Annotated in this window: 31 protein-coding genes and 2 tRNA genes; 20 read left to right on the top strand and 13 right to left on the bottom strand. The window is 38.7% G+C overall.

Annotated features, from left to right (window positions below; genetic code table 11):
• Positions 1 to 435: 435 nt before the first annotated feature.
• The 5 genes from BSEPE_RS02450 to BSEPE_RS02470 all read left to right on the top strand — a co-directional run bounded on the left by BSEPE_RS02450 (position 436) and on the right by BSEPE_RS02470 (position 2,759).
• Entirely contained in the window at positions 436 to 759 is a 324-nt protein-coding gene (locus tag BSEPE_RS02450) for a hypothetical protein (protein ID WP_157059367.1), read from the top strand.
• Between the two features lie 120 nt (positions 760 to 879).
• Positions 880 to 1,284: a hypothetical protein gene (locus tag BSEPE_RS02455; protein ID WP_070104548.1), complete on the top strand. Its 405-nt coding sequence runs from the start codon at positions 880 to 882 to the stop codon at positions 1,282 to 1,284.
• Positions 1,285 to 1,303: 19 nt separating this feature from the next.
• Positions 1,304 to 1,819, top strand: coding sequence for a hypothetical protein (locus tag BSEPE_RS02460; protein ID WP_066043653.1), 516 nt, complete (start codon positions 1,304 to 1,306; stop codon positions 1,817 to 1,819).
• 1 nt (position 1,820) lies between these two features.
• Positions 1,821 to 2,243 carry a hypothetical protein gene (locus BSEPE_RS02465; RefSeq protein ID WP_066043656.1) on the top strand — a complete coding sequence of 141 codons (423 nt, stop codon included), beginning with the start codon at positions 1,821 to 1,823 and terminating at the stop codon, positions 2,241 to 2,243.
• Positions 2,244 to 2,480: 237 nt separating this feature from the next.
• Positions 2,481 to 2,759, top strand: a complete 279-nt coding sequence (locus BSEPE_RS02470; protein ID WP_066043659.1) for a hypothetical protein — start codon at positions 2,481 to 2,483, stop codon at positions 2,757 to 2,759.
• Positions 2,760 to 2,856: 97 nt separating this feature from the next.
• Here the strand turns inward: BSEPE_RS02470 and msbA are convergent, their stop codons facing one another.
• Positions 2,857 to 4,575, bottom strand: coding sequence for a lipid A export permease/ATP-binding protein MsbA (gene msbA / locus BSEPE_RS02475; protein WP_066046050.1), 1,719 nt, complete (start codon positions 4,573 to 4,575; stop codon positions 2,857 to 2,859).
• Positions 4,576 to 4,664: 89 nt separating this feature from the next.
• Here msbA and BSEPE_RS02480 point away from each other — a divergent pair, with 89 nt between their 5' ends.
• Positions 4,665 to 6,305: a CTP synthase gene (locus BSEPE_RS02480; RefSeq protein ID WP_066043662.1), complete on the top strand. Its 1,641-nt coding sequence runs from the start codon at positions 4,665 to 4,667 to the stop codon at positions 6,303 to 6,305.
• Complete coding sequence (locus BSEPE_RS02485) at positions 6,305 to 6,634, top strand: hypothetical protein (RefSeq protein WP_066043665.1); 330 nt, start codon at positions 6,305 to 6,307, stop codon at positions 6,632 to 6,634. The genes BSEPE_RS02480 and BSEPE_RS02485 overlap by 1 nt, the downstream gene beginning before the upstream one ends.
• Here BSEPE_RS02485 and der read toward each other — a convergent pair.
• From der to rpsF, 11 genes are all read right to left on the bottom strand, one after another.
• Positions 6,618 to 8,018 carry a ribosome biogenesis GTPase Der gene (gene der / locus BSEPE_RS02490; protein WP_066043668.1) on the bottom strand — a complete coding sequence of 467 codons (1,401 nt, stop codon included), beginning with the start codon at positions 8,016 to 8,018 and terminating at the stop codon, positions 6,618 to 6,620. The two genes, BSEPE_RS02485 and der, sit on opposite strands and share 17 nt — an antisense overlap.
• Positions 8,019 to 8,627, bottom strand: a complete 609-nt coding sequence (locus tag BSEPE_RS02495; RefSeq protein ID WP_070104584.1) for a YfgM family protein — start codon at positions 8,625 to 8,627, stop codon at positions 8,019 to 8,021.
• Between the two features lie 4 nt (positions 8,628 to 8,631).
• On the bottom strand, positions 8,632 to 9,894 hold the full coding sequence (hisS, locus tag BSEPE_RS02500) for a histidine--tRNA ligase (protein ID WP_066043674.1): 1,263 nt from the start codon (positions 9,892 to 9,894) through the stop codon (positions 8,632 to 8,634).
• A 118-nt stretch (positions 9,895 to 10,012) separates the two neighbouring features.
• Positions 10,013 to 10,915 carry a 5'-nucleotidase gene (locus BSEPE_RS02505; protein ID WP_066043677.1) on the bottom strand — a complete coding sequence of 301 codons (903 nt, stop codon included), beginning with the start codon at positions 10,913 to 10,915 and terminating at the stop codon, positions 10,013 to 10,015.
• A 73-nt stretch (positions 10,916 to 10,988) separates the two neighbouring features.
• Positions 10,989 to 11,342 carry a DUF1249 domain-containing protein gene (locus tag BSEPE_RS02510; RefSeq protein ID WP_231893517.1) on the bottom strand — a complete coding sequence of 118 codons (354 nt, stop codon included), beginning with the start codon at positions 11,340 to 11,342 and terminating at the stop codon, positions 10,989 to 10,991.
• Positions 11,333 to 12,028 (bottom strand): metallophosphoesterase family protein, encoded by a 696-nt coding sequence (locus BSEPE_RS02515; RefSeq protein WP_231893518.1) that lies wholly within the window; start codon positions 12,026 to 12,028, stop codon positions 11,333 to 11,335. Before BSEPE_RS02515 ends, BSEPE_RS02510 begins: the two co-directional genes overlap by 10 nt.
• Positions 12,021 to 13,067, bottom strand: coding sequence for an alanine racemase (gene alr, locus BSEPE_RS02520; RefSeq protein ID WP_066043680.1), 1,047 nt, complete (start codon positions 13,065 to 13,067; stop codon positions 12,021 to 12,023). Before alr ends, BSEPE_RS02515 begins: the two co-directional genes overlap by 8 nt.
• A gap of 3 nt (positions 13,068 to 13,070) precedes the next feature.
• Positions 13,071 to 14,543 carry a replicative DNA helicase gene (gene dnaB / locus BSEPE_RS02525; RefSeq protein ID WP_066043683.1) on the bottom strand — a complete coding sequence of 491 codons (1,473 nt, stop codon included), beginning with the start codon at positions 14,541 to 14,543 and terminating at the stop codon, positions 13,071 to 13,073.
• 79 nt (positions 14,544 to 14,622) lie between these two features.
• Positions 14,623 to 15,078, bottom strand: coding sequence for a 50S ribosomal protein L9 (gene rplI / locus BSEPE_RS02530; RefSeq protein WP_066043686.1), 456 nt, complete (start codon positions 15,076 to 15,078; stop codon positions 14,623 to 14,625).
• An 8-nt stretch (positions 15,079 to 15,086) separates the two neighbouring features.
• Complete coding sequence (gene rpsR / locus BSEPE_RS02535) at positions 15,087 to 15,341, bottom strand: 30S ribosomal protein S18 (RefSeq protein WP_066043690.1); 255 nt, start codon at positions 15,339 to 15,341, stop codon at positions 15,087 to 15,089.
• 8 nt (positions 15,342 to 15,349) lie between these two features.
• Entirely contained in the window at positions 15,350 to 15,700 is a 351-nt protein-coding gene (gene rpsF / locus BSEPE_RS02540) for a 30S ribosomal protein S6 (protein ID WP_066043696.1), read from the bottom strand.
• A gap of 161 nt (positions 15,701 to 15,861) precedes the next feature.
• Here rpsF and radC point away from each other — a divergent pair, with 161 nt between their 5' ends.
• The 11 genes from radC to BSEPE_RS02595 all read left to right on the top strand — a co-directional run bounded on the left by radC (position 15,862) and on the right by BSEPE_RS02595 (position 22,374).
• Positions 15,862 to 16,539: a RadC family protein gene (gene radC / locus BSEPE_RS02545; protein WP_066043699.1), complete on the top strand. Its 678-nt coding sequence runs from the start codon at positions 15,862 to 15,864 to the stop codon at positions 16,537 to 16,539.
• Positions 16,539 to 17,177, top strand: a complete 639-nt coding sequence (locus BSEPE_RS02550; protein ID WP_066043701.1) for a biosynthetic peptidoglycan transglycosylase — start codon at positions 16,539 to 16,541, stop codon at positions 17,175 to 17,177. Before radC ends, BSEPE_RS02550 begins: the two co-directional genes overlap by 1 nt.
• Positions 17,174 to 17,824 carry a tRNA (adenosine(37)-N6)-threonylcarbamoyltransferase complex dimerization subunit type 1 TsaB gene (gene tsaB / locus BSEPE_RS02555; RefSeq protein ID WP_066043704.1) on the top strand — a complete coding sequence of 217 codons (651 nt, stop codon included), beginning with the start codon at positions 17,174 to 17,176 and terminating at the stop codon, positions 17,822 to 17,824. Before BSEPE_RS02550 ends, tsaB begins: the two co-directional genes overlap by 4 nt.
• A 26-nt stretch (positions 17,825 to 17,850) precedes the next feature.
• Positions 17,851 to 18,585 (top strand): heme ABC transporter permease, encoded by a 735-nt coding sequence (locus tag BSEPE_RS02560; protein ID WP_066043707.1) that lies wholly within the window; start codon positions 17,851 to 17,853, stop codon positions 18,583 to 18,585.
• The gene (gene ccmD, locus BSEPE_RS02565; protein WP_070104551.1) at positions 18,585 to 18,737 is read left to right on the top strand and encodes a heme exporter protein CcmD; all 153 of its coding nucleotides are present in this window, start codon (positions 18,585 to 18,587) and stop codon (positions 18,735 to 18,737) included. The genes BSEPE_RS02560 and ccmD overlap by 1 nt, the downstream gene beginning before the upstream one ends.
• Positions 18,737 to 19,162 carry a cytochrome c maturation protein CcmE gene (gene ccmE / locus BSEPE_RS02570; protein WP_066043709.1) on the top strand — a complete coding sequence of 142 codons (426 nt, stop codon included), beginning with the start codon at positions 18,737 to 18,739 and terminating at the stop codon, positions 19,160 to 19,162. The genes ccmD and ccmE overlap by 1 nt, the downstream gene beginning before the upstream one ends.
• A complete protein-coding gene (locus BSEPE_RS02575) occupies positions 19,162 to 19,683 on the top strand; it encodes a DsbE family thiol:disulfide interchange protein (RefSeq protein WP_066043712.1) in 522 nt (173 codons plus the stop codon). Before ccmE ends, BSEPE_RS02575 begins: the two co-directional genes overlap by 1 nt.
• A 70-nt stretch (positions 19,684 to 19,753) precedes the next feature.
• A complete protein-coding gene (locus BSEPE_RS02580; protein WP_408065665.1) occupies positions 19,754 to 20,044 on the top strand; it encodes an HU family DNA-binding protein in 291 nt (96 codons plus the stop codon).
• 56 nt (positions 20,045 to 20,100) lie between these two features.
• Positions 20,101 to 20,176, top strand: a tRNA-Val gene (locus BSEPE_RS02585).
• A 6-nt stretch (positions 20,177 to 20,182) separates the two neighbouring features.
• A tRNA-Asp gene (locus tag BSEPE_RS02590) sits at positions 20,183 to 20,259 on the top strand.
• A gap of 270 nt (positions 20,260 to 20,529) precedes the next feature.
• Positions 20,530 to 22,374 carry a SurA N-terminal domain-containing protein gene (locus tag BSEPE_RS02595; RefSeq protein ID WP_066043718.1) on the top strand — a complete coding sequence of 615 codons (1,845 nt, stop codon included), beginning with the start codon at positions 20,530 to 20,532 and terminating at the stop codon, positions 22,372 to 22,374.
• A gap of 74 nt (positions 22,375 to 22,448) precedes the next feature.
• On the opposite strand, the gene BSEPE_RS02600 is transcribed toward BSEPE_RS02595, so the two are convergent.
• Complete coding sequence (locus tag BSEPE_RS02600) at positions 22,449 to 23,231, bottom strand: enoyl-ACP reductase FabI (protein ID WP_066043721.1); 783 nt, start codon at positions 23,229 to 23,231, stop codon at positions 22,449 to 22,451.
• Positions 23,232 to 23,290: 59 nt separating this feature from the next.
• Between BSEPE_RS02600 and BSEPE_RS02605 the strand changes: the two genes are divergently transcribed.
• Positions 23,291 to 24,751, top strand: coding sequence for an MFS transporter (locus tag BSEPE_RS02605; RefSeq protein ID WP_066046056.1), 1,461 nt, complete (start codon positions 23,291 to 23,293; stop codon positions 24,749 to 24,751).
• The gene (gene lspA, locus BSEPE_RS02610; RefSeq protein ID WP_066043724.1) at positions 24,748 to 25,206 is read left to right on the top strand and encodes a signal peptidase II; all 459 of its coding nucleotides are present in this window, start codon (positions 24,748 to 24,750) and stop codon (positions 25,204 to 25,206) included. The genes BSEPE_RS02605 and lspA overlap by 4 nt, the downstream gene beginning before the upstream one ends.

Here is a 25,206-nt window from a genome sequence, read left to right on the forward strand (position 1 = left end):
TTTACTAAACTTGTTTGCTAAAACTTTTAAACTCGCTACGCTCAAACAAAAAAGTTTTTTAACGCAAACGGCGTTAAGAAAAAATTAAAAATGCTTCATCAAGGGAACGCATTAGAGCTTCGTTGTTGGTGTATGTGAAAATCAAAAGCAGGGTAAAAAATAATAATTACAAATATACCTTGTATAATATATAAAAAATACAGGATTAATTCATAATAAGGATTAAGTATATCTTTATGAAAATATTGATAATATTAAACAATAATTTATATATTAATATATTTTTAGGTTTATTACACAATATATTCAATTTTTAATGAAATACATATGTTTATTAACGAATTGTGGTAATAATAAATAGTTAGCTCAAAAAAAGGAAAAACAATATGCCTCGTAAGTTAAAAGGAAGAGATGGTATAGCCATTACCATTCCAGATGGTGGTCATGGTTTGCAAGGTCGTGATGGTCATATGGCTGCCATTCCAAAAGGAGGCCGTGGGTTACAGGGAAGAGATGGCAGGATGGTTGCTATCCGCACTGGAGGGCGTGGCTTACAAGGCCGTGATGGTCGTATGGCTGCCATTCCAAAAGGAGGCCGTGGGTTACAAGGACGTGACGGCAGGATGGTTGCCATTCCTGCTGGCGGGCGTGGACTGCAAGGTCGTGATGGACGAATGGTTGCTATTGGCAAGGGGAAACATGGTGTCCAAGATACAAATGGACGTGTACGTGTTAAGAGCTAACAAGGCCTGCAGTTGACCCAGCAATACGCCGTTTCGCTTCGCTGCACGTCGCATCGCAGGTCAACTGAGTTTAAGCGTTATACGCCTAATTAAAATTATGGGTAAAATTTAGATTTTAAATAAAGAGGATAAAAAAATGTTAAAAAATATAATTATCAGTGTTATTGTATTGGTGAATATGTTGATTGTTGGCTGTGTATCTCAACCAATAAATAATAATTCACAACAGGGCGATAGAGTTACAGTAGGCACAGTACAAAAAGAAATTAAAGTTGGTATGAGTGCTGCCTCTGTTGCTTCTGTACTTGGTAGTCCGAATATTGTAACATCAGGTGACAACGGTGGAGAGGTTTGGATTTATGACAAAATATCCTCAAATGCGAGTTATTCAAGTAGTGATGCTTATGCAACGATATTACTAATTGGCGGTAGTGAATCAAGCTCTAATGTTTCTAGTTCTCAAAGAACATTAACCATTATTATTAAATTTGATACCAATAAAAAAGTATCTAGTTTTAAATATCACACTTCTAGATTTTAATATTTATTGGAGATAAATTATGCGTTTTAAATTATATGTAGTTATTCTATTTTCTCTATTTATCACATCGTGTGGCACAATACCAAAGGACGCTTTAAGGCTTACACAAAAAAGTTTAGAACTGCGACAAATGCAGCAAAAAGAATACGACAATGTTACAGAAAAACATATGTTGATTGCTTCTGCTAATGTTTTACAAGACATTGGTTTCATCATCAAAGAAAGTGAGCAGGATTTAGGATTGTTGATAGCAGAAAAAATCAGAGATGCAACTAACACTGGTCAAGTGATAATGGCTATATTGTTAGGTACTCCAATGGATACACATCAAAAAATTAGAGTATCCTTAATTACTAGAATTAAAAATAATAATTCTATTTTAGTTCGTGCAAGTTTTCAGAGGATAGTGTTTAGTGATACACAATACCAAAGGGACGTACCCACTACAATGGAGTACATAAAAGATAAGAAAATTTATCAAGACTTTTATACTAAGTTAGATAAAGCTATATTTTTAGCAAAACAAGGAATTTAACATGAATATCAAAAAACTATTACTTTTAAGCGTTATAACTTCATCTTTTTTATTGACTGGCTGCGTTAGTTCTACCGCTCAAATTATCAATTCAGAATCAGAGTCACAGTTAAAAGTTCGTTCATATCAAACTAAAACTTACGATAATATTTCAAAAGTCAAAGCAATTAGAGGTACAATAGCAGTATTACAAGATTTAGGTTTTGTCATTGATAAAGCAGATTCATTAACTGGAACTGTATCTGGTACAAAATTAGATGGCTATAAGGTAGTCATGAGTATTACCATAAGACAAATACAAAAATCAGTAAAAGTAAGGGCTAATGCACAATATGGTGTTAAAGCAATTAAAGACCCTAAAATATATCAAGACTTTTTTGTATCTTTAGATAAAGGCATGTTTTTAGAGAAAAATACACTATAAATGAAAAATAGGGACGCTACCTTTTTAACTAAATTGGTGCTGGTAAAGTGAGGCGTATTCGCCATTTGCATCGAGCAACTCTTGGCGTGAACCTTGCTCAATAATCCTGCCTTGTCGCAGCACGACAATCTTGTCTGCTTTTTTAACGGTGCTAAGGCAATAAAAGGGTAGCGCCCCCTTCTTCTCTTTTGACGTTTTGTGTATAATAGATTTTCTTATATTATAGAGATAACAAAGATGGCAAAGAAAGAATCTAAAACGACTGAAGTAGCGCAATCAATTGATTTAATACAGGAAACTTATGTTGATGGCACAGCAAGTATCACTATTCGTCAAAATGTTGCGAAGATTGATTTTTACCAAGCCTCTCCAGTGGTGAATGAAGACAGCTCCGGAGAGCAAAAAGAATTCCGTAAGGTTTCTCATCGTTTGATTTTACCAGTGGCTGGTTTGGCTGAGATACATGGAATCTTAAGTAAAATTATCAAAGAAAGCCAAAAAGACAATAAAGAGTAATTCTTTATTTTTTTTTTGCATCTAAAAAAACCTTAACTGATAATATTGCTACTAATGCCAATATTTTCAAAAATTGAAAAATAGGGACGCTACCTTTTTAACTAAATTGGTGCTGGTAAAGTGAGGCGTATTCGCCATTTGCATCGAGCAACTCTTGGTGTGAACCTTGCTCAATAATCCTGCCTTGTTGCAGCACGACAATCTTGTCGGCTTTTTTAACGGTGCTAAGGCGGTGGGCAATAATAATTGTGGTGCGGTTTTTTTGCATTTCATCGATAGCCGCTTGAACTTTTTGCTCGGTGGCAGAGTCTAATGCGGAAGTGGCTTCGTCTAGAATTAGAATTGGGCTATCTTTGGCGATTGCTCTGGCAATCGCTAAGCGTTGCCTTTGTCCGCCAGAGAGAGATACGCCGTCTTCACCGATTTGTGCGTCAAATTTTTCGCTCAATGCTTGAATAAAGTCATAGGCATTGGACACTTTGGCGGCATTCTCAATTCTATCATTACTCATTGTATCTACTTGACCTAGGGCAATATTGCCCTTAACGCTGTCATTAAACAGGCGTACATTTTGATCAACAAAAGCGATTTGTGAGCGTAACGAATCTAGCTCAAATTCATTGATATTAATACCATCAATGGCAATAGAGCCAGAATTGATGGAATAAAATTTTGCTAATAATTGAATAATCGTGCTCTTGCCACTGCCTGTAGCACCAACAATTGCAACGGTTTCCCCAGCTTTAATATCTAAGTCAATATGCGATAGGACTTGATGCTTGTCGCTGTAAGCAAAGCAAACATTTTTAAAACTAATGTTGCCTTTTGTATCTTTTAGTTGTATTTTACCTGTGTTGCTTTCTTCTTTTTCATCCATCAATCCAAACACACTTTCACCTGCAGCCATCGCCCCCTGCAAGGGTTTGTTGATGTTAATCAAACTTTTTGCAGGTTTGACCAACATCCCCATCGCTGTAAAGTAAGACAAAAATGCACCAGCACTCATTTGTAAATAAGTGGCAGAAAAATACACGACAGTGCTTAACGATAAGCCAATCAAAATATTCACTACTACTATATTCAATGCACTGGTCATATCCACCTTAAAGCGTTGCTGACGGATATTTTTAATCAATTCGCCAAATTTAGTGCGTTCTTGCGCTTGTGCTTGATAAATTTTCACCAAAGAATTGCCCGAGATATTTTCATCCAGTAAGTGTGTCATATTGCCCATTGACTGTTGCACTTGCGTGTTAGAAGCGCGCATACGATTTGATGACAGTTTGACAATGAGATAAACCAACGGCAAAAATACCAGTAAACTCAGGCTCAATTCCCAACTTTTGTAAAATAAATAACCAATTAAAATAATCACAAACACTGAAGATTTGATAAGACTCAGCCAAATTATCGAAGCCGCAGATGCAATCTGCTCTACATCGTAAGTTAATTTTGATAATACCTTACCTGTTGTATTTTTATCAAAATAGAGCTTAGGCATCCTCAGCAACTTTGCAAACATATCCTCACGCAAGTCCATAATCACTTTATTAGACACCCAAGAACTTGCCGCCGTAGAAGTTAGTGCTAATAATGAACTGATCACAATGACAATTAACAGTATGCCTGCATACAGTAATGCTGTATCGTTGTTACGATCTCCTGCAAATAAATCATCCACAATTCGCCCTGTGATTTCAGGAATTGAAGTTTCCAGCGCCGTTGCAAGTACCATCAACAATGAGGTAAATATTAATTTACCCAGGTGATTTTTTAGATATGCATATAGTTTAGTAATAAAGTTTTTGTAACCCATTGGGCGAATTTTACCCATTTGATTGAGATGAATTGGTTAAAAAATATAAAATTAGGGTATCATACGCATTTCAACTTTGTTACTTTTTTATGGCAACAAAATACATATTTATTACAGGTGGTGTGGTTTCTTCTTTAGGGAAAGGCATCGCATCCGCCTCTTTAGCAACGCTGCTTGAATCTCGTGGTTTGAATGTAACCATGCTCAAATTAGACCCTTATATTAATGTTGACCCTGGGACGATGAGTCCATTTCAACATGGCGAAGTTTTTGTGACCAATGACGGTGCAGAAACAGATTTGGATTTGGGGCATTATGAACGCTTTGTGCGTTTGCAACTCGGTAAGAAAAACAATTTTACTGCAGGGCGTGTCTATCAGCGCGTGATTGAACGCGAACGGCGTGGTGATTATTTGGGCGCAACAGTGCAAATTGTGCCACATATTACCAATGAAATTAAGGAGTTGACACAAGCAGGTGCAGAGGGTGCGGATGTTGCCTTGGTTGAGATTGGCGGTACAGCAGGTGATATTGAGTCATTGCCATTTTTAGAGGCAATTAGACAAATGGGTCTTGAATTAGGTCGTGAAAATACCTTATTCGTGCATTTAACCTTATTGCCTTATATTAAAGTCGCAGGGGAATTGAAAACTAAGCCAACGCAACACTCTGTGAAAGAATTGCGTGGTATTGGTATTCAGCCAGATATTTTGATTTGTCGTTCTGAGTATCCATTACCAGACGAAGAGCGTGCTAAAATTGCATTGTTCACTAATGTGGCATCGGATGCGGTTTTTACTTCGTTAGATGTAGACAGCATTTATAAAGTGCCGAGAGCCTTACATGATCAAGGGTTAGACAGCGTAGTAGTGAAGAAATTATCATTAGACTGTAAACCAACAGATTTGAGCGAGTGGGATAGCGTGGTTGATAAATTGAATTCATCAACTGCGGATATTAATATCGCTATGGTGGGTAAATATATGGATTTGACTGAGGCGTATAAGTCGCTGTCTGAAGCGTTATTGCACGCGGGTATTCATACACAAACTAAGGTTAACATTCACTATTTTGACTCCGAAGAAATTGAAAAAGTAGGCACAGATTGCTTAAGTGAAATGAGTGCAATTTTGGTGCCAGGTGGCTTTGGTAATCGTGGCGTTGAGGGAAAAATTGCCACCGTTACTTATGCGCGAGAAAATAACATCCCTTATTTAGGCATCTGTTTAGGTATGCAGGTTGCTGTGATTGAATATGCACGCAATGTTGCCAATATGGGTGGTGCAAATAGCACTGAATTTGATGCATCTACATCATATCCAGTTGTGGGCTTAATTACAGAATGGAAGGATGAGGATGGCAGCACACAAATGCGTGATAAAGACTCTGATATGGGCGGTACAATGCGTTTGGGTGGTCAAGAATGCGCATTAGTTAGAGACTCTAAAGCCAAAGAAATTTATGCCAAAGAGGTTATTACTGAGCGCCATCGTCATCGCTATGAAGTTAATAATACGCTTATTGAAAAAGTAGAAGATGCTGGACTGAAAATCTCAGGCCGTTCAATTGATGGAACTTTGGTAGAGATGGTAGAAATTCCAGGTCACCCGTGGTTTGTAGCGTGCCAGTTTCACCCAGAATTCACTTCCACGCCTCGTGATGGACACCCATTGTTTGAGAGTTTTATCAGAGCTGCAAGCAAGGCGCACGACCTTATTCTATCGGCATAGTGTTTCAAGAGGCACTTGATAATTTTGCTGTAGATGGATTTACTCACGCATTCAAAGATGCATTTAAGTTATTGCCCGTAGGTGATTTGCCGTTAAGTGTTTGTTGTCAACACAGTGGTAATATTGACGAGAATTCTATTGTTGTTACTATTCTATCCAGTGCAGAAACCGAGAAAATTGTGCAATTAAAAATTGGCATATTTTTTCAAGAAGTGCTTGTAGGCTGTGCGTGTAGTGATGACTCATCACAGGCAATGATTTATGAAAATGGGTATTGTGAATTAACAGCAGAAATTAACAAGACAACTGCACTTATTTCTTTTTCTTAATAAACTTCATTAAGCGACGCTTTTTGGCAATCTGCCTGGCGTTCAATTCATTTTTTTTGCCTTTAAATGGATTGTCACCACTCTTATATTCAATCCTCATTGGCGTATTGGTCAAACCCAAGGCGTTAATAAAGAAATTTTTTAAATAACGGTCATACGCATTTGGAACACTTTGCAAGTGGTTACCGTGAAAAGTCAAAGTTGGTGGAAAAGTGTCGGTTTGATTGACATATTTAATTTTCAAGCGTCTACCTTTCACTGGCGGTGGCTGATGTCCAGCGTTGGCTTTTTCTAATATTTTATTAAGTTCAGGTGTTGCAAAATTAGTCCCCGCATTGGTGTAAGCCTTGATGATTGGCGCAAATAATTTGCCCACGCCCGATCCATGTAATGCAGAGATATAATGCACAGAAGCGTAATTGACAAAGGATAATTTCACTTCTAATTTGCGTTTAACTTCCTGCTTTTGATACTCATCTAAGCCATCCCATTTATTAATTACAATTAATAATGCCCTGCCTTTCTCGCCAATCATACCTAATAAAGTAGCATCCTGTTCCGTTACCCCTTCACTGGCGTCAAGCACCAATATCACAACATGAGAACGGTCCAAGGCTTCGCGAGCTTTAATGATTGAGAAAATTTCAATCTTCTCGTGGGTAGAGCGTTTACGACGAATGCCCGCAGTATCAATCAAAGTATATTCCTGACCTTCGCGTTCGAATGGGATATAAATACTGTCACGAGTTGTGCCAGGTAGGTCGATGGCTAAAACGCGCTCTTCACCTAAGATACGGTTAATCAAAGTTGATTTCCCTACATTTGGTCTACCTAAAACAGCAACAGCAATACCTTCAATTTCCTCCTCTTCCACTTCAATATTCTCTTCTTTTGGAAATTTTGGCAGGGTGTAATCAATCAAATCACCAATTCCCTGACTGTGTTCTGCGGAAATAAGTTGTGGATCACCCATGCCTAATTCGTAAAATTCTGATGCCAGAGTAGGATCTAAACCCTCTGCTTTATTGCAGACTAGGATAACTTCTTTTTTGAGTTTTCTAAGTTGTGCGGCGATTTCTCGGTCTAAACCGATGACGCCATCACGAGCACTGACGATAAAATAAATAATATCAGACTCTTCTAATGCATTAAGTACCTGCGTTTGAATGCCGCTATCAATGATATTATCTTGCTTGGTCAAGCCACCTGTGTCAATAATTGTGGCTTGCGTTTGCGTCTCTTCGTCAAACATCACCTCTGCATATTGACGGTCACGCGTTAAACCTTCAAAGTCAGATACCAAGGCTTGACGCGAATTGCTTAAGCGATTAAAGAGTGTAGACTTGCCGACATTAGGACGCCCAACAAGAGAAATAATGGGCATTTAATTTAAATCTTTGAGTTTGATTGTAATTAAATTAATTAACGCTGAGCCAGTTGGCAATTGTGTTAAAGCTGCTTGATAATGTTTTTTGGCGTTCGTTATATCATTTTTAGAAAAATAAATATCCCCTTTGATATTGTCATACATGGCGCCAAAGATTAAATCAATATTGTTACCTAATATTGCAAGTGCTTCATCTGTTTTATTCATTTCTAAATAAACGCTGGCTGCTCTCATTTTAGCGATGTGTTTTAAAAATTTATTCTCACTTTCGGTTAATGGCAATAAGTGTGCAATTGCACTTTGATAATCGCCTTTTGTTACGGCTTGTTTTGCTAGCAGTAATTCTGCTTCTTGTGTGTAAGTACCACTCGCTTTTAATGCGCTTAATGCTTTGGTGTTATCTGGATTTGCAACGACAGACAAGTAATTAGCACGCGATTCAAGTGCTTTTTTATATTGTTCAGTTTCATAATAATTAAAACCCCAAATGCCACCCAAACCTAAAGCAACACCGATAATGATATGTGGTAAATTTTCTTTTAGCCACTTTTTAATCTGTTCCGCTTGTTCTTCTTCAGTTTTACTTACTTCAATAAAATTTTTCATATTGTTATCCTTTAAAATATTGTATCGCATCATCAAGACTCATTGTCTGTTGTTCGCCTTGACCTTTAAGTGGTTTGATGGACACTTGATTGTTATTAATTTCTTCTTCGCCTAAAATAATCGCAAAATCTGCACCTGCCTTATTGGCTTTTTTAAACTGAGATTTAAAACTGCCCATACTGATGTCATTATAGAGGATTATCCCGGGTAATGCTTGATGGAGTTGTCGAGAAATTTGTATAGATTTGAGTTGCGCAGCATCACCAAGTGCTACTATATAAATAGACTCGGTGGTTTTACCAATAGACAAACCTTGTGTTTGTATGAGTAAAATCAAACGCTCTAAACCTAAAGCAAAACCCACGGCAGGACAGCCATTACCCCCCATTTGCTCTACCAATCCATCATAGCGACCACCCGCACAAATCGTTCCTTGTGCGCCTAAATCTGTCGTTGTCCATTCAAATACCGTACGGTTGTAGTAATCTAAGCCACGCACCAAACGGGCATTGATGACATAAGGAATGTCAAGGCAATCTAAGTAAGTTTTGAATGTTTCAAAATGTTGTGTTGAGGCTTCATCCAAATGGTCCATTAATTTAGGCGCAGATTCAATTAACGCCTGCATGTCGTTATTCTTAGAGTCTAAAATTCTCAAAGGATTGGTCTTTAAACGGCGGGTAGAGTCTTCGTCTAGTTGGTCTTTATGTTGCATGAAATATTCGACCAAAATCCCGCGATAATTTGCTCGTGCTTCAGTAGACCCTAAGGTATTGATTTCTAATTGTACATTTTTTAAGCCTAAATTCTGCCAAAGTGAATGTGTAATCGCAATCAATTCTGCATCACACTTTGCAGTATCCGCACCAAAAACCTCTGCACCGATTTGATGAAATTGACGATAGCGACCTTTTTGCGGGCGCTCGTGTCGAAACATTGCCCCTTGATAAAATACCTTTTGAATACCTTCTCTCGGTAAATTATGTTCAATCATACAGCGCACCACACCTGCTGTATTTTCAGGTCGGAGGCTTAATAAGTCGCCATTTGAATCCGCCCAAGTGTACATTTCTTTTTCAACAATGTCTGTTACCTTACCAATTGCACGATGAAAGGTTTCGGTTTTCTCAACGATAGGTGTGCGTATATTTTTGTAACCATAAGCAAGAAGCAAATCAAAAATGGTTTTCTCCAGTGATAACCATAGATTAGAATCGTTCGGAAGTAAATCGTTCATTCCACGAATGGCGTTGATTTTGTTATTCATTGGTTATGATGGATATAAAATTAAAATTGAGGTTTATTTTACCATTGGAGACCTTTGCATAAATATAAATAATCAAAACCACAAACTAAGCCCGGCTTAGTTTGTTTAAAGTGGAGCGTTATTCATTAGTAATGCCGTTTGGCACATGTCCTGTGGAGACATATTGAGCAGCGGATTTACAATGACTATGTTGGTCGTCAAAGAAAATATCAGCGCCAAATTCTTTAAGGAATTTGCCTTTATCCAACCCCCCTAGAAAGAAAGATTCGTCAATACGAATGCCCCAGGAGCGCATGGTGTGAATGACGCGTTTGTGTGAGGGGGCGCCTCTGGCGGTAGCAAGTGCGGTTCTGATTGGATTGTCTTCTTCTGGAAAAGAAGATTGAATGTCGTGCAATGATTTTAAGAAAGATTTGAATGGACCTGATTTGAGTTCAACATCGGCAAATTTTTCTTCATTTTCTGAAAAAGCTTTGATGCCACTTTCTTGATAAACTTTTTCAGCTTCATCAGAAAATAAAACTGCATCGCCGTCAAAGGCAATTCTTAGTTGAGTTTTGTGCGCATTTTTAGAACTGGTGCCAATAATAGAGGCGGCAGCAAAGCCAGATTTTATGGCTTTTTGCACATCTTCATAATGACTGGATAAAAATAAATCTGCTTCAAAGGCATCTAGCAGAGAGTGCGTTGGCTCACCACGGGTAAAAGCCGCTCGTTCAATGTTTAATCCGTAATGTTCAATTGAGTTAAAAATGCGCAAACCAGTATCAGCACTATTACGAGAAAGTAAAATTACATCAATAGGTGTTTTTTGGCTATTCAGTGAGAGTAGTTTTTTCACCATCGTAAAGCCAACTCCAGGTTTTAACACCATAGTTTCATTTTCTTGCTGATGTTTGGCGTAGGCTTTCACACCTTTTTCTTTAAAAATTTTATGTGATTCATCTAAATCAAATAACGCTCTTGATGAAATTGCAACGACTAATTTACCTTTTGCGTTGGCATTTACACTGTCTGCCATAATTTTCCTTTGTATGTATTTAAACAATAATCCAACCACTTTTCAATAAAAGTATTTAACTCCCATTGTATATTCATATCATTGCATATGGATGCGAACTATTCAGCGTGGTTTCGTTACACACTGATAACACTTCCAATAATTTTGCATCAAAAAATATCTTGAATTTAATATCAGGGCGATTAACTTCACCCAAAATATGAGTAAGGATAAAAGTACCGGTATAAGGCGTTCTTTCTTCAACCAACAAATGTAAGTCTTGCATACTATCATGGCGAATTATGCGGTTATTTGTTACTTCTTTTAGAGTCGGTATTAGTTTTAAAATCTTATGATAATTTAACTCAAACAACGCTGACACATCTGAATAACGCTTCGGATTGTGTTGCGTATATAATGATTTTAAAAAATTATCTTCTATACCCATTGCGTTTCATAGTCCAAGTGTCCGCTATCGCTTAGCGTGTAATAATTAAAGCCAATGCGTTTTTCATCGGTAAATTGCATTGCCGTTGAAGGGCAGGCGATAATTTTTATGCCTTGTCTATTAAATTCTGCCGATTCGTGCACATGCCCAAACAATACAGCTCGTATTTTAGCGTATTTGTTCAAAACTGCGAATAAATCCTGCGGATTTTTCAAAGAAAGTGTGTCATCCCAAGTGCTGTTCATCGGTACGACAGGGTGGTGTAGCATTACAATAATGTATTTGGCAGTTGACAGGCTCAGTCGTTTGTTTAATTTAGTTAGAGTATTTACTGTGAGATAGCCACTGGTTTTATCTTTTTGCACAGAATCAACGCTGATAATATCCCACGCACCAAGCGATATTTTTTTAAATAAATTCTGTGCAAAAACATCGTTAAGTTTATCCGAATCATGGTTACCACCAATGACAAAAATGTCACTGCGTATAGGCGATAAAAGGGCTTTTAATTTTTCATAAGATTTTGTTGTGCCATGATGTGTTAGATCCCCACTGATAAAAACAGCCTCACTTTCCACAGTGGTGATTTCTTTAACAACCTGTGCTAAATTTTGATGCGTATCAACACCCATCGACTTTGCAGTGTCGTCAATATGACAATCGCTTATTTGAACAAAATTATGCACCACGAACAAACGCCACGCGATTACTCACACCTGTCAATAATTCATAACTAATGGTGTCGCTATGTGTTGCTACCGTTTCCACGCGCAGTTTTTCATCCCCCCATAAAATCGCTGTATCGCCTATTACAACTTTCACATCGTTAACATTTATCATAATCATATCCATTGACACGCGCCCAACTAACGGACAAAGTGTGTTGTTAATTAAAACAGGGGTGCCATTTTTAGCGTGGCGAGGGTAACCATCGCCATAGCCAATACCAATGATTGCGATTGTTGTTGCTTTATCCGCTGTCCAAGTTGCACCATAACCAACCGATTCACCCGTTTGAATGGTTTTAACCGAGATAACCGGCGCGGATAGTTGCATCACGGGCTGTAAGTCAAAATCATTATCAGAAAATGGCGATGCGCCATACAGCATAATGCCTGGACGCACAAAATCAAAATGCGTGTCTGGATTGGATAAAATCGCCGCAGAGTTCGCCATAGAGCGATTATTGGTATTGTTGGTTAATCGTTCAAAGGTCTTGAGTTGTTTTTGATTCATTGGATTTACCAACGCATCAGCGCAGGCAAAATGACTCATTACAGATTCAATGCTAATCAATGGGTTACTTTCAAAATCAAGCAAACACTGTTGATACTCATCTTGTGACAAACCCAATCTGTGCATCCCCGTATCAATTTTCACCCAAACACGAATTGCCTTATCATACTTAGCAATCAAAGATATTTGCAATCTATGATGCAACACAATCTGACAGTCCAAATCAATCGCCTGTTGTAATTCTTGAGAAGAATGAACGCCTGACAATAAAAGAATAGGGCGGTCGGTTATTCGGCGTAATTTTTGCACTTCTGCCAATTCGCTGACTGCCAAGATATCCGCCCCTTCAATCAAAGGCATTACCAAGTTTAAATGGTGCCCATAGGCGTTAGCCTTCACCATTGCCACGATTTTTGCAGATGATTTTCTCTTAACAACGGATAGGTTGTGTGTCAGCGCAGATTGAGAAATGACTGCAACAGCGGACATGATTTAGAAGGCCTCTGTCTCGAAATTAGGTGTGTCACCGTCTTCAAAATTAGGCACATTGTGTGCATCTGCGGCTTCTATCTGATATTCATTAGGTGCATATTGCATTTGTGAATCATTTGCTAAGTTCTCAAAGCGTGTATATTGCCCAATCCATGCCAGTTTAATATTACCCGTTTCGCCATTACGATGCTTAGCAATCATCAAATCCGCCTTACCTACTTCTTCGGGGTTGGAGTAGGTTTCATCGTGATATTGCTCATCGCGATAAACAAATGCAATAATATCCGCATCCTGCTCAATCGAACCCGATTCACGCAAGTCCGACATTTGCGGCATACGACCCTTGTTCGCTTTAGGGCGTCCTTCAACGCCACGATTTAACTGCGACAGAGCAATTACAGGCACATCGATTTCTTTGGCAAGTGCTTTGAGTGAACGAGAAATTTCAGAGATTTCTTGCACCCTATTCTCACTCTTGCCGTGTACCGTCATCAATTGTAGGTAATCCACCATAATAAGGGACAAATTAGGATATTGTCTTTTAGCTCGGCGTGCTTTCGCACGAATTTCTGTCGGTGTAATAGAGGGTGTTTCATCAATCAAAATGTTATTTTTATCAAGTGCCGTAACCGCATGACTAAAACTGTTCCAATCGGTTTCCGTCATTTCACCCTTGCGGATTTTCTTGCTATCAATATGCCCAAATGAAGAAATCATTCTCAATACCAATGCTTCAGTTGGCATTTCCAATGAAAATACCAAGACAGGTTTACCTTGTTCTATTGCGACATTACCCACAACATTCATTGCAAACGCTGTCTTGCCCATCGAAGGACGACCAGCAATGATGATTAAATCACCATTCTGTAAGCCCGAGGTTTTTTCGTCTAAGTCGGTAAAACCTGTTTCCAGCCCTGTGATTGAGCCTTGACTTTCTGCCCATTCCTGCACTTGGTTAGCAATATTTTTAGTGATGTCTTTGACATTTACGACATCTTGTTTGCCACGGGTAATTTGTTCGGCAATCTTAAAGATTTTTCTTTCAGATAAATCAATCAATTCTTGGACTTCAATGTCTTTCGGTTGATAAGCCGCATTGGCAATTTCTTGACTGACTATAATTAACTGACGGTAAACAGATAACTCTCGTACATGTTGCGCGTAAGTTTTAACATTGCTAACACTCGGTGTGCTTTCAGCGATTTGTGCTAAGTATTCAAAGCCACCAGCAGTTTCTTCATCACCTGTCTTTTTAAGTCTTTCTTTAACCGTTAAAATATCTGCAGGTTCGCCGTGTTCTAAGAGTATATGAATTGCATTAAAAATAGCACGATGAGAAGGTCGATAAAAATCATCTGCCGTCAATACATCTGCCACATCATCCCAAGCATCATTATGCATTAGTAAGCCACCTAGTACAGATTGCTCTGATTCTAGTGAATTTGGCGGTACTTTAATGTTTTCAATGTCCATAATGCTTAATAAGTATTGCTTTTGAGGTAAAAAAACCCTCGCAAGAGGGTTTTTTATTTTAACTTATTTTTGTTGCTTTTTACTGCTCTTCTTCCGAAGCCTTGACAATTACTTTAACAGCAACGCTGATATTAGTGTGTAGTGTAACGCTAACTTCATATTCGCCAACATGGTGAATCGCCTCTGACATATTAATGTTGCGCTTTTCAACTTCATGACCTGTTGCTGCCAAACTGGTAACGATGTTCATTGTTGTAACAGAGCCGAATAATTTACCTTCGTCACTCGCATTTACAGTCAATGTACAAACCACGCCTTCCATTGCTGCCGCTTTTTCTGTTGCTACTTTAACGGTTTCTGCTTCTTTCGCTTGTAAGTCTGCTTTAATAACTTCAAACTCAGCTAAATTTGCCGCCGTTGCTGGCTTTACCTTACCTTGTGGAATTAGAAAGTTACGCGCATAGCCTGCTTTCACATTAGCCGTGTCGCCTAGACCACCTAATTTACCAATTGTTTCTAATAAAATTACTTGCATAATAACTCCTATTTTTTATGTTTGTCAGTGTAAGGAATCAATGCTAAAAATCTAGCGCGTTTGATTGCAGTCGTTAATTGACGCTGGAATTTAGCGCTAGTCCCTGTCATTCTTGATGGGGTAATCTTGCCACCTTCGTCAATGTTTTTTAACAAAACATCTACTTCTTTATAGTCAATCTCTTTAACACCTTCTGCTGTGAAGCGGCAAAAAGTGTTGATCTTAATTTGAGGTCTGCGTTTTCTCTTCTGTTGCTTAGCCATAATATCTCCTATTTCCTCTCTTTTCTTTCTTTATCAGCGTCTTTAGCCGTCATCATAATTGAAGGTTCAGTGATTGCAGTCTTTCTAGAAATGATTAAATTTCTAAGGATAGCGTCATTGAAACGGAAATTATAATTCAACTTATCAAGCGTTTCTTGATTGCATTCGATGTTTAACATCACATAATGCGCCTTATAGATTTTGTTGATTGGATAAGCCAGGTGCTTACGACCCCAGTCTTCTTCGCGATGAATGTTACCGCCATCAGCAGTAATCATTTCTTTGTATTTGTCCATCATTGTACCAACCTGTGTAGATTGATCAGGATGCACAATTAGTGTAATCTCATAGTGTCTCATGAGTGTTTTCTCCTTGTGGTTATTATAAAAAAAGCTTGCTAGGATGGACCCAGTCAAGCAAGGGAACAGATATTATACACTTTTTATATGGATTAACTGCCAAATTTTTGATAAATTAGCGTATATTTTGAGTCTTGAATCAATATTAGTGATATTAAATTATGTCAATAACAGACTGGCACGAAAACGACAGGCCGAGGGAGAAACTGATTAAGTTTGGGGCTAAGAGTTTGACGGATGCAGAATTGTTGGCAATATTTTTAAGGGTAGGGGTTAAGGGTAAAAGTGCAGTAGAATTGGCGCAAGAATTGATTAATCAATTCGGGTCTTTGAATAATTTATTAATGGCAAGCGAGGAAGAATTTTGCCAAGGTAAGGGTCTGGGGGTGGCAAAATATGCAGGGCTTCAAGGGGTGCTAGAGATGGCAAAACGGCATTTTGAATCAGGGCTAAAGAAGGGCGATGTGTTTACCAATCCAGAACAGATTGCAAATTATTTACATTTACATATTGGTAATTCAAGCCGAGAGACTTTTGCGGTGATGTTGTTAGACCAAAAACATCATCTGATTGAATTGGTGTCGTTGTTTACGGGGACGGTTAATCAGGCAAGTGTGCATCCACGAGAGGTATTAAAATTGGTACTAATGAAGAATGCGTCAGCGGTGGTATTGGCGCACAACCATCCATCGGGCGACCCAATGCCGTCGCAGGCGGATATTGATATTACACAGAAAATCAGGCAGGCATTGGCACTGATTGATGTTCGGATGCTGGATCATATTATCATTGGTAATAAAGGGCAATTTGAGAGTTTGGCGCAAAGTGGCAATATCTGATGAAGTGGTTCAGTCGATTAATGGTACTTGGGGTAGTGGTTTTTGTTGTTTACGCATACCAACTTCATACGCTAGTTAAGGTTGAATTTTCAAAACCGCTTGATGCGACTAATTCTAATTTGGCATTAAAAAATCACCCAACTGCATTAATTAATATGTTGTTAATTGTGGAGGATCAATCATTTTTTAAGCATAATGGCGTGGATTTTACGGAGATTGCAAGAGTTATTCGTGATTATTGGGTTGATGGAAAAAAAATTCGCGGGGCAAGTACAATTACGCAGCAGTTGATTAAAAATACCTTATTGACACACGAAAGAACACTTGGTAGAAAGACAAAGGAGGCGTTGTTGGCGCTGTTGTTAGAGTTGTCTTTTGATAAAGAAACGATTTTAAATCGATATATGAACAGCGTGTATTTAGGGCAGTATGGTAATAACGAAGTACACGGTTTTCAGCGGGCATCACAGTTTTATTTTAACAAGAAATTAAATAAATTGTCACTTGAAGGTTTAGCAACTTTAGTGGCATTATTAAAAGGACCGAGTTATTATCATCCAATCAAGCATCCTAGTCGTTTAGTTAAGCGTAGGAATTTGGTGTTACATTTGTACAATAAGTATAAAATAGCTAAATGAAAAATATACTTGCCATCGATACCTGTACTGAAGTGTGCTCTGTTAGCCTTTATACGCAAGGGAAAATAATTTCTCGATTTGTCAAAGATGTGGCAAAAAGTTCGAGTTTGGTGTTACCGTTGTGTGATGAGGTGTTTACGCAGGCAGGGGTGTCGGTGGCAGATTTGGAGGCGATTGTTTACACGCAAGGACCAGGTGCGTTTACAGGTGTACGGGTGTGCGTCAGCGTGGTGCAGGGGATATCTTTGGCGCACGCTATACCGACAATGGGTTTTTCGACGCTGGAAGTGGTGGGCTTTGGTGCATCGCAGAAATACCAGACAGATAAAATTGCTGTGGCGTTGGATGCACGAATGAGTGAGGTGTATTGGGGCGTGTATGAACAGGGTGTTTTAACAGAGGAACGCCTGGCAAAACCTAATGAAGTTGATGTTTTGAGTGGGGATTTTATTGGCGTTGGAGCAGGCTGGGGTGCTTATCAAGATACTTTGGTTGAGCGGACGGGGGTTGAGAATTTTGTGGCAGATTTTTACCCTAAATCGGAGAATTTAATAACTTTGTATATCAATAAAAAATCAAGTGCTAGTGATGAATTACCCTTGCCGATTTATTTGCGTAACAATGTCGCTAAAAAGTCATTAAAATAATCTATTTTTAGGTAACGCATATAATTATGTGGAAATGGATACAGGCATTTGCCTCACCTCGCAATTTTTATCAAACCAGTGCAAAAATTATCCCTTGGATGATGGTACCGTTTATCGCTTTGTCATTACTGGGCTTGTATTGGGGCTTGGTGCTGTCGCCGTCAGACTATCAACAGGGTGAGAGTGTGCGGATTATGTATGTGCATGTGCCAGCAGCGTGGATGAGTTTATTTATTTATATTGTGATGGCAGTTTCAGGGGCAATTGGGCTGATTTGGCAGATTAAATTGGCGCATGTGGTGGCAAAAGTGTCGGCACCGATTGGTGCAGTGTTTACACTGTTGGCGTTAATTACGGGCAGTGTTTGGGGTAAGCCGATGTGGGGTACTTGGTGGGTTTGGGATGCGCGGTTGACTTCTGAGTTGATTTTGTTGTTCTTATATTTGGCCTATATCTCGTTGAATAATGCTTTTGACAATCCAAAAACGGCGTCTAAGGCATCCGCAATTTTGGCGATTGTTGGTTTGGTAAATATTCCGATTATTTACTATTCGGTAGAATGGTGGAATAGCTTGCATCAAGGTTCATCTATCAGTGTTAATAAAATCTCAATGCAGATTGATATGTTTATTGCGTTGATGTTGATTAGTTTTGCCTTTAAATTTTTATACGCTGCGTTGGTACTGATGCGTGCAAGGGACGAAGTGCTGGTACAAGAACAGAATTCTCGTTGGGTGAAAGAAGTGATAGGAGATCAGTGATGGATTTTTTAATGTTTGATAAATATACAACTTATATATGGGTATCGTATGGGCTGACTTTTGCAATGGTGGCGTTTTTGTTTATTAGCGCTAAGTCCAATCACACTCGCGTGGTCAATCAATTACGCGTTAAATATGCAAGGGGTAAATAATGACTAAAAGACAAAATAGAATGGCGTTGGTAGCAATGTTGGTAGCAGGTGCAGTACTTGCAGTTACGCTGTTGTTTCAGGCACTTGGTAGCAATACTAATTATTTTTATTCACCGACGGAAGTAGCAGAAGGCAAGGCGCCGATTGGCAAGAGTTTCCGTTTGGGCGGTTTGGTGGCAGTGGGTAGTTTCAAACGCGAGGATTTAAAATCTACTTTTAATGTAACCGATAATAAACATCAATTTACTATTCAATATACAGGCATCTTGCCAGATTTATTTAGAGAGGGGCAGGGGATTATTACTACAGGTTCTTTGCAAGGTGATATTTTTGTGGCAACGGAAGTGCTGGCAAAACATGACGAAAATTATATGCCACCAGAAGTCGCGGATGCCTTAGAAAAAGCCAAAGGGAGTCAAAAATAATGGGTAAGTTTTTACCTTTGGTTATTTTTGTCGTCTTGGCGTGGTTTTTATATGACGGTTTAGGGCGAGATACTAAGAAAATTCCATCGCCATTAATTGGTAAAACTTTCCCAAATCTTATGGTGGAAGATTTTCAAACGGGTAATAAATACAATCTACACGATAGATTAAAAGGCAAAGTGTCTTTGGTGAATGTATGGGCGTCTTGGTGTGTAACTTGTAGGGCAGAACATCAAATGCTGAAAGACATTGCTAGGATGAGTAGCGTGCAGATGGTGGGCATTAACTACAAAGATACCAAGAAAGAAGGTAAGCGTTTTTTAAAGATACTAGGCAATCCCTTTGACTTTATTGTGTTTGATGATAAGGGAGAATTGGGTTTAGAATTGGGCGTGTATGCAACACCCGAGACTTTTTTAGTGGATAAAAACGGCGTGATTCAGTTTAAGCGAATTGGCGAGCTAACCCCAAGGATTTGGCAAACTAAAATTTTGCCGTTGATTAATCAATTACAGAAATAATATTTTTTTCTAAAAGCCTCTTGACAGTAAGGATTTTTGCGGGATAATTGCTTTTTTTAAAACAGTTTACATAAATAGGAGTAAGATGATGAATAAATCAGATTTAATTGATGCAATTGCATCAGCGACAGATCTTTCTAAAGCAGATGCAGGTCGTGCATTAAACGCAACAACAGACGCAATCTCAGGTGCTTTATCAAAAGGCGACAGTGTTGCCATTACTGGGTTTGGTAGTTTCTTAGTGAGAGACCGTGCAGCACGTACAGGTCGTAACCCACAAACAGGTGCAACGATTCAAATTAAAGCCTCTAAAAACCCCGCCTTTAAAGCAGGAAAAGCGTTAAAAGAAGCTGTAAATTAATTTTTTCATTACACTATAATATACCGATTGCTTAATTAAGCAATTAATGATTTTTTGGGCGCTTAGCTCAGTTGGTAGAGCATCGCCCTTACAAGGCGAGGGTCACAAGTTCAAGTCTTGTAGCGCCCACCAAAAAATGGAGCGGTAGCTCAGTTGGTTAGAGTGCCTGCCTGTCACGCAGGACGTCGCGGGTTCGAATCCCGTCCGCTCCGCCATTTTTGAACCCACCGAAAGGTGGGTTTTTTTTTACTCATTCAAAAAATATAGACATGATATTCTGGCACAATTTAGGTTAGAGTGCCTGCTATTGCCTTTATTACGCAGGACGTCGCGGGTTCGAATCCCGTCCGCTCCGCCATTTTTGAACCCACCGAAAGGTGGGTTTTTGTTAGTCCAAATTTTTTTTATGTTTATTTGTATTAATAGTAAAATATTTGGGCTTTTCGTTTATAATTTAAGACTTTAAAATTTTATGAGATTTATCTATGTTGGGCTCTATTAGAGAAAAAATTAAAGGCTGGGTTGCCTATGTTGTTATTGCTTTAATCATTGTGCCGTTCGCTTTATTCGGTGTCAGTGAATATCTCACAGGTTCGTCAAATATTGTGGTTGCTAATATTGATGGAGATGAAATCTCTAAAGAGGTTTTTTTATCGGAGTTTGAAACTCGTAAAAGACGCTTGCAAGAGGAACTGGGTGAGCGATATACGGCTGAAATTAATCAGTCGGTTAAAATGAAAACCATTAATGGGATAATTAATAGACGCTTATTGAAAAAATTGTCAGATAAGTTAGGGTATGTAACTACGCAGCGTGAATTACAGATATTTATTCAAACAAATGATGCATTCAAAGTGGATGGTAAGTTTTCTGTAGATAGATACAAGCAATTACTTAGGTTAAGCGGGTTTTCTGATACAGAATACGAAGCCTCGCAAACGAACGAGTTAACACAAAGTCAAATTAATTTTAATTTCTTAGATTCTGCATTTGTTACGCAGTCGGTTTTGAAACGCCTACAATTATTAAACGACCAGCAACGACAGTTTGACTACCTTACATTGAGCGTCAAGGAGCACTCTAAAGAGGTAGAGGTGGATCTTAAGAGTGTAAAAGAATTTTATAAAGCGCAAAAACAAGCATTTTTTGAACCACAAAAAGTAAAGGTTGATTTTGTTGAGTTGTCATTTAAAGAGGTGGCTAAGGGCATCAAAGTGAGTGACGATGAGTTGTTTAATTTTTATGAAGACGAACAAGCGCGCTTTACTATCGAAGAAGAACGACAGGCTCAGCATATTTTGGTTGAAAGTGAGGCACTGGCAAACACCATCGTTGCAGAACTTAAAGCGGGCGCTGATTTTACTAAGTTAGCAGCCAAGTACTCGATAGATACTGGCTCAAAAGATAAAGGTGGTGACCTAGGTTTGTTTGGCAAAGGCGTTATGGTGCCAGAGTTTGAGGCTGAAGCATTTAGCATGAAAGTGGGTGAAACCAGTGCGCCAGTGAAGACTGATTTTGGTTATCATATTATTAGATTGACTAAAGTGCAAGCGGAGGCAGTGAAGTCATTTAAGTCGGTGCGTAGTGAGCTAAAAAAACTTTATACCGAGCGCGCTGCACAAAAGTTGATGTATAAATTGACCGATGATTTTAGTAATTTGGCATACGAAGTAAGCTTGGAAGAGTTGGCAGATCAGATGGATTTAAAACTTAAAACTTCTATTTTCTTTTCGCAAGATAGCAAAAATTATAATGCTAAATTTGTGGCAGTGGCTTATAGCGATGCAGTATTGAATAAAAATGAGAATTCTGCACCAATTGAAATAGACAAAGATAAACTTGTCGTGTTAAGAATAAACAATAAAATTGCACAAAGACAAAAAACTTTTAAAGAAGTAAAGGCAGAGATTACTAAATATCTCAAGAGTTTGCTGGCAAAGGCTTTTATTGATGATGTGGCAAATAAAATTTCGATTGCGCTGAATAAGGGTGACAGCAAAACGGCAGAGCAATTAATCAAGAGCAATAAACTTAAGTGGAAGAAAGTAGGTTGGATTGGTAGAGACTCTAAGAAAGTGGATGCTAATGTTATTGACGGTGTGTTCGCCCTACCAAAGCCGAGTAAAGGTAAAAAGGCAATATATACAGCAATAAGCACGGACCAAGAGGCGATTGTTTTAAAGTTGCTTGCAGTTAAAACACCTAAAAGCACCTCAAGTGCGTTACTGGAAAATGTGTTGTTAAATTTTGAGTCTGAAGAAGTGTTTAGGAGTATTTTGATGACTTTGCGTAAGGATACGGATATAGAAATCTTTGCGGATAACCTCTAAAGATTTTATTTAATTGATAGACAACAAAAAACCCTTCGATGCAGGGTTTTTTTTGTTTTTAGTGCTAAATGTTATTACTCAGGACCTTTGTCGTAGAAGTTGTAACCTGAATCGATATAAGTGATTTCGCCAGTGATACCTGATGCCAAATCAGAGCATAAGAACGCAGCGGCATTGCCCACTTCTTCGGTGGTAACATTGCGTTTTAGGGCAGAAGAGTCTGCTGCATAATCTAATAATTTACCGAAGTCCTTAATACCTGACGCCGCTAAAGTTTTGATTGGACCTGCGGATACTGCGTTTACACGAATGCCCTTTGAAGGTCCCATCGCTGCTGCCATATAACGCACATTGGCCTCAAGTGAGGCTTTGGCAACGCCCATCACATTATAGTTAGGAATAGCACGGATGGCGCCCAAGTAACTAACAGTAAGCAGGGCACCGTTTTCATTTAGCATTGGGCTTGCAGCCTTGGCTAATGCAGTAAAACTGTAAGAGCTGATGTCGTGAGCGGTGGCAAAGTTTTCACGGGTGGTGGCTTCAACATAATTACCATCTAGGGCTTCGCGTGGGGCAAAAGCGACAGAATGAACTAAGATATCAAAGTTATCCCAATGGGTTTTGAGTTCGCTAAAAGTTTCTTCAATGCCACTGTCAGTGCCTACATCACAAGGGATGACGATGTCTGAGTGACAAACAACGGCACACTTGTCCACGCGTTTTTTCAGTTTTTCGTTTTGATAAGTCAGTGCAATTTCGCAACCTTGTTTCGCCATTGCTTCGGCAATCCCCCATGCAATTGAACGGTTAGAGGCAACGCCTACAATTAATGCTTTTTTTCCTGTTAAAAATCCCATAATAATCTCAATAATATAAAGAGACAAATTATAATGGTAATTTTCCCTGAGTGAAAATTATGTTGGATATTTTATTAACACCGATTAAGGCGATGCGATTACGCTATGTGCCATTGCTTTTGATTTATTTCGCTTATGGTAGTAGTTTTTTTACTGCAATTGCAGAGAGTTTTTGGGTCAAAGACAGTTTGAATATGACTGCGGCAGATTTGGCAGAGTTGGGTATTTGGCTGAGTGTACCATGGACAGTGAAGATGATTTTTGGCTCATTGGTAGACAGCGTTTTGGTTTTTGGCTCTAATCGAAAATCCTATGTGTATATTGGGGCTTTGCTGATTACTGTCAGTTCCTTATTGATGATTGCGGTGGTGGGCGACTACGAATTTGTTGTACAATTTTCTAAAAAATCGGTATATATTGTTGCCAGTGTCATTGCTGTCATCGGTTTTGTAATGCAGGATGTGGTGGCAGATACGATGAGTACCGAGGTGGTGGGTAAGTCCCAAACCGAAGCCCAAATCCATCAAGAGCTGGCAACCATTCAAGTGTTAGCGCGGTTATCTCTAGGTTTTGCAATTTTTATCACTGGTTGGATTGGCGGTGAGTTGGCAAGTGTGTTTAAGGATAATCGTGAAATGGTGTTTATTATTGCTTTATTTATACCGATACTATCAATTATCGGGGTAACATTGGTTAATCTGAATCCTGTGGCAGTGTCGCCGATTAATAAACGCGTGTTATTTGGTGGCTTGATTTTTGCATTATTCGTGGTATTAATAGGTTATTCTGAGGTGCCTTATTCACAAGAAATCGTGTTCGTTATTTCTATTAGCATCGTCTTATATTTACTCAATGATTTGATTGGTGACTTGAGTGAAAATGCGATTCGTCATATTAAAATGGCAATGATTATTATCTTTGTTTATCGGGCAATGCCGTCGGTAGGCGTTTCTTTACAGTGGTGGCAAATTGATGTATTGGGTTTTGATGAATCGTTTTTTGCCAAATTGTCGGCAATTGGCGGCGGTATTGCTTTGGCAGGGATGTGGTTTAGCGCCAAATTTATTGTTAAACGGGATATTGCTGAAGTATTAATATTTTTAACCATTATTGGTACATTATTGTCACTGCCTATTTTGGGCATGTATTACGATTTACACATTTGGCTAGGTGTGGAAGCCCGTACTGTGGCGTTGGTAGATACTGCGCTGGCATCACCTTTTAACTATATTGCACAAGTGCTAATGTTAACCTTAGTGGCAATTTATGCACCTGAAGGCAAAAAAGGCACTTGGTTTGCACTCATGGCATCATTGATGAATATCGCCTTATCGGCGGGTGGCTTATTAACGAAATATTTGAATAAAATCTTTATTGTTAGTCGTGAAATTGTTACCGATGGCGTGGTCACGACGACGCAAGATTATTCACAACTTGGCGACTTGTTATGGATAGTGACTTTGGCAGGTTTTATCATTCCAATCATCGTTATTGTTAAATACAACCCGAGTAAAGCATGACACTCAGTAAATATTATGGCATCGCCATCACTCTAATTTTACTTGACCAATTGAGTAAAATTTTTGTAGCAAACACGATGGAATTTCAAAGCAGCATTATTGTCACCGAATTTTTCAGTTGGCATCATGTGCGTAATTATGGCGCGGCATTTAGTTTCTTAGCTGACCAAGGTGGATGGCAGAGGTATTTCTTTGCTGGTCTTTCTTTTATTGCTAGCATTGCTTTGATTGTTTGGATGAAAAAAACATCGTCAACCAAGAAATTTGAATTACTTGCACTTAGTCTCATTTTGGCAGGTGCTGTGGGCAATTTGATTGATAGAGTTGTTTATGGTTTCGTGATTGATTTTATTGATTTACATTATCAAGATTTTTATTGGCCAGTGTTTAATGTTGCTGACATTACCATTAGTGTTGGTGTGGCGTTGCTATTATTATCTGAATTTAAAAAATAA

Origin of the sequence: endosymbiont of Bathymodiolus septemdierum str. Myojin knoll (assembly GCF_001547755.1) — a bacterium.
Taxonomy (GTDB): Bacteria; Pseudomonadota; Gammaproteobacteria; order PS1; family Pseudothioglobaceae; genus Thiodubiliella.

Excerpts from the sequence above, each read along its gene's own strand:
- BSEPE_RS02450 (WP_157059367.1), top strand. The coding sequence starts at position 436 with ATGGTGGTCATGGTTTGCAAGGTCGTGATGGTCATATGGCTGCCATTC.
- BSEPE_RS02455 (WP_070104548.1), top strand. The coding sequence starts at position 880 with ATGTTAAAAAATATAATTATCAGTGTTATTGTATTGGTGAATATGTTG.
- BSEPE_RS02460 (WP_066043653.1), top strand. The coding sequence starts at position 1,304 with ATGCGTTTTAAATTATATGTAGTTATTCTATTTTCTCTATTTATCACA.
- BSEPE_RS02465 (WP_066043656.1), top strand. The coding sequence starts at position 1,821 with ATGAATATCAAAAAACTATTACTTTTAAGCGTTATAACTTCATCTTTT.
- BSEPE_RS02470 (WP_066043659.1), top strand. The coding sequence starts at position 2,481 with ATGGCAAAGAAAGAATCTAAAACGACTGAAGTAGCGCAATCAATTGAT.
- msbA (WP_066046050.1), bottom strand. The coding sequence starts at position 4,575 with ATGGGTTACAAAAACTTTATTACTAAACTATATGCATATCTAAAAAAT.
- BSEPE_RS02480 (WP_066043662.1), top strand. The coding sequence starts at position 4,665 with ATGGCAACAAAATACATATTTATTACAGGTGGTGTGGTTTCTTCTTTA.
- der (WP_066043668.1), bottom strand. The coding sequence starts at position 8,018 with ATGCCCATTATTTCTCTTGTTGGGCGTCCTAATGTCGGCAAGTCTACA.
- BSEPE_RS02495 (WP_070104584.1), bottom strand. The coding sequence starts at position 8,627 with ATGAAAAATTTTATTGAAGTAAGTAAAACTGAAGAAGAACAAGCGGAA.
- hisS (WP_066043674.1), bottom strand. The coding sequence starts at position 9,894 with ATGAATAACAAAATCAACGCCATTCGTGGAATGAACGATTTACTTCCG.
- BSEPE_RS02505 (WP_066043677.1), bottom strand. The coding sequence starts at position 10,915 with ATGGCAGACAGTGTAAATGCCAACGCAAAAGGTAAATTAGTCGTTGCA.
- BSEPE_RS02510 (WP_231893517.1), bottom strand. The coding sequence starts at position 11,342 with ATGGGTATAGAAGATAATTTTTTAAAATCATTATATACGCAACACAAT.
- alr (WP_066043680.1), bottom strand. The coding sequence starts at position 13,067 with ATGTCCGCTGTTGCAGTCATTTCTCAATCTGCGCTGACACACAACCTA.
- dnaB (WP_066043683.1), bottom strand. The coding sequence starts at position 14,543 with ATGGACATTGAAAACATTAAAGTACCGCCAAATTCACTAGAATCAGAG.
- rplI (WP_066043686.1), bottom strand. The coding sequence starts at position 15,078 with ATGCAAGTAATTTTATTAGAAACAATTGGTAAATTAGGTGGTCTAGGC.
- rpsR (WP_066043690.1), bottom strand. The coding sequence starts at position 15,341 with ATGGCTAAGCAACAGAAGAGAAAACGCAGACCTCAAATTAAGATCAAC.
- rpsF (WP_066043696.1), bottom strand. The coding sequence starts at position 15,700 with ATGAGACACTATGAGATTACACTAATTGTGCATCCTGATCAATCTACA.
- radC (WP_066043699.1), top strand. The coding sequence starts at position 15,862 with ATGTCAATAACAGACTGGCACGAAAACGACAGGCCGAGGGAGAAACTG.
- BSEPE_RS02550 (WP_066043701.1), top strand. The coding sequence starts at position 16,539 with ATGAAGTGGTTCAGTCGATTAATGGTACTTGGGGTAGTGGTTTTTGTT.
- tsaB (WP_066043704.1), top strand. The coding sequence starts at position 17,174 with ATGAAAAATATACTTGCCATCGATACCTGTACTGAAGTGTGCTCTGTT.
- BSEPE_RS02560 (WP_066043707.1), top strand. The coding sequence starts at position 17,851 with ATGTGGAAATGGATACAGGCATTTGCCTCACCTCGCAATTTTTATCAA.
- ccmD (WP_070104551.1), top strand. The coding sequence starts at position 18,585 with ATGGATTTTTTAATGTTTGATAAATATACAACTTATATATGGGTATCG.
- ccmE (WP_066043709.1), top strand. The coding sequence starts at position 18,737 with ATGACTAAAAGACAAAATAGAATGGCGTTGGTAGCAATGTTGGTAGCA.
- BSEPE_RS02575 (WP_066043712.1), top strand. The coding sequence starts at position 19,162 with ATGGGTAAGTTTTTACCTTTGGTTATTTTTGTCGTCTTGGCGTGGTTT.
- BSEPE_RS02595 (WP_066043718.1), top strand. The coding sequence starts at position 20,530 with ATGTTGGGCTCTATTAGAGAAAAAATTAAAGGCTGGGTTGCCTATGTT.
- BSEPE_RS02600 (WP_066043721.1), bottom strand. The coding sequence starts at position 23,231 with ATGGGATTTTTAACAGGAAAAAAAGCATTAATTGTAGGCGTTGCCTCT.
- BSEPE_RS02605 (WP_066046056.1), top strand. The coding sequence starts at position 23,291 with ATGTTGGATATTTTATTAACACCGATTAAGGCGATGCGATTACGCTAT.
- lspA (WP_066043724.1), top strand. The coding sequence starts at position 24,748 with ATGACACTCAGTAAATATTATGGCATCGCCATCACTCTAATTTTACTT.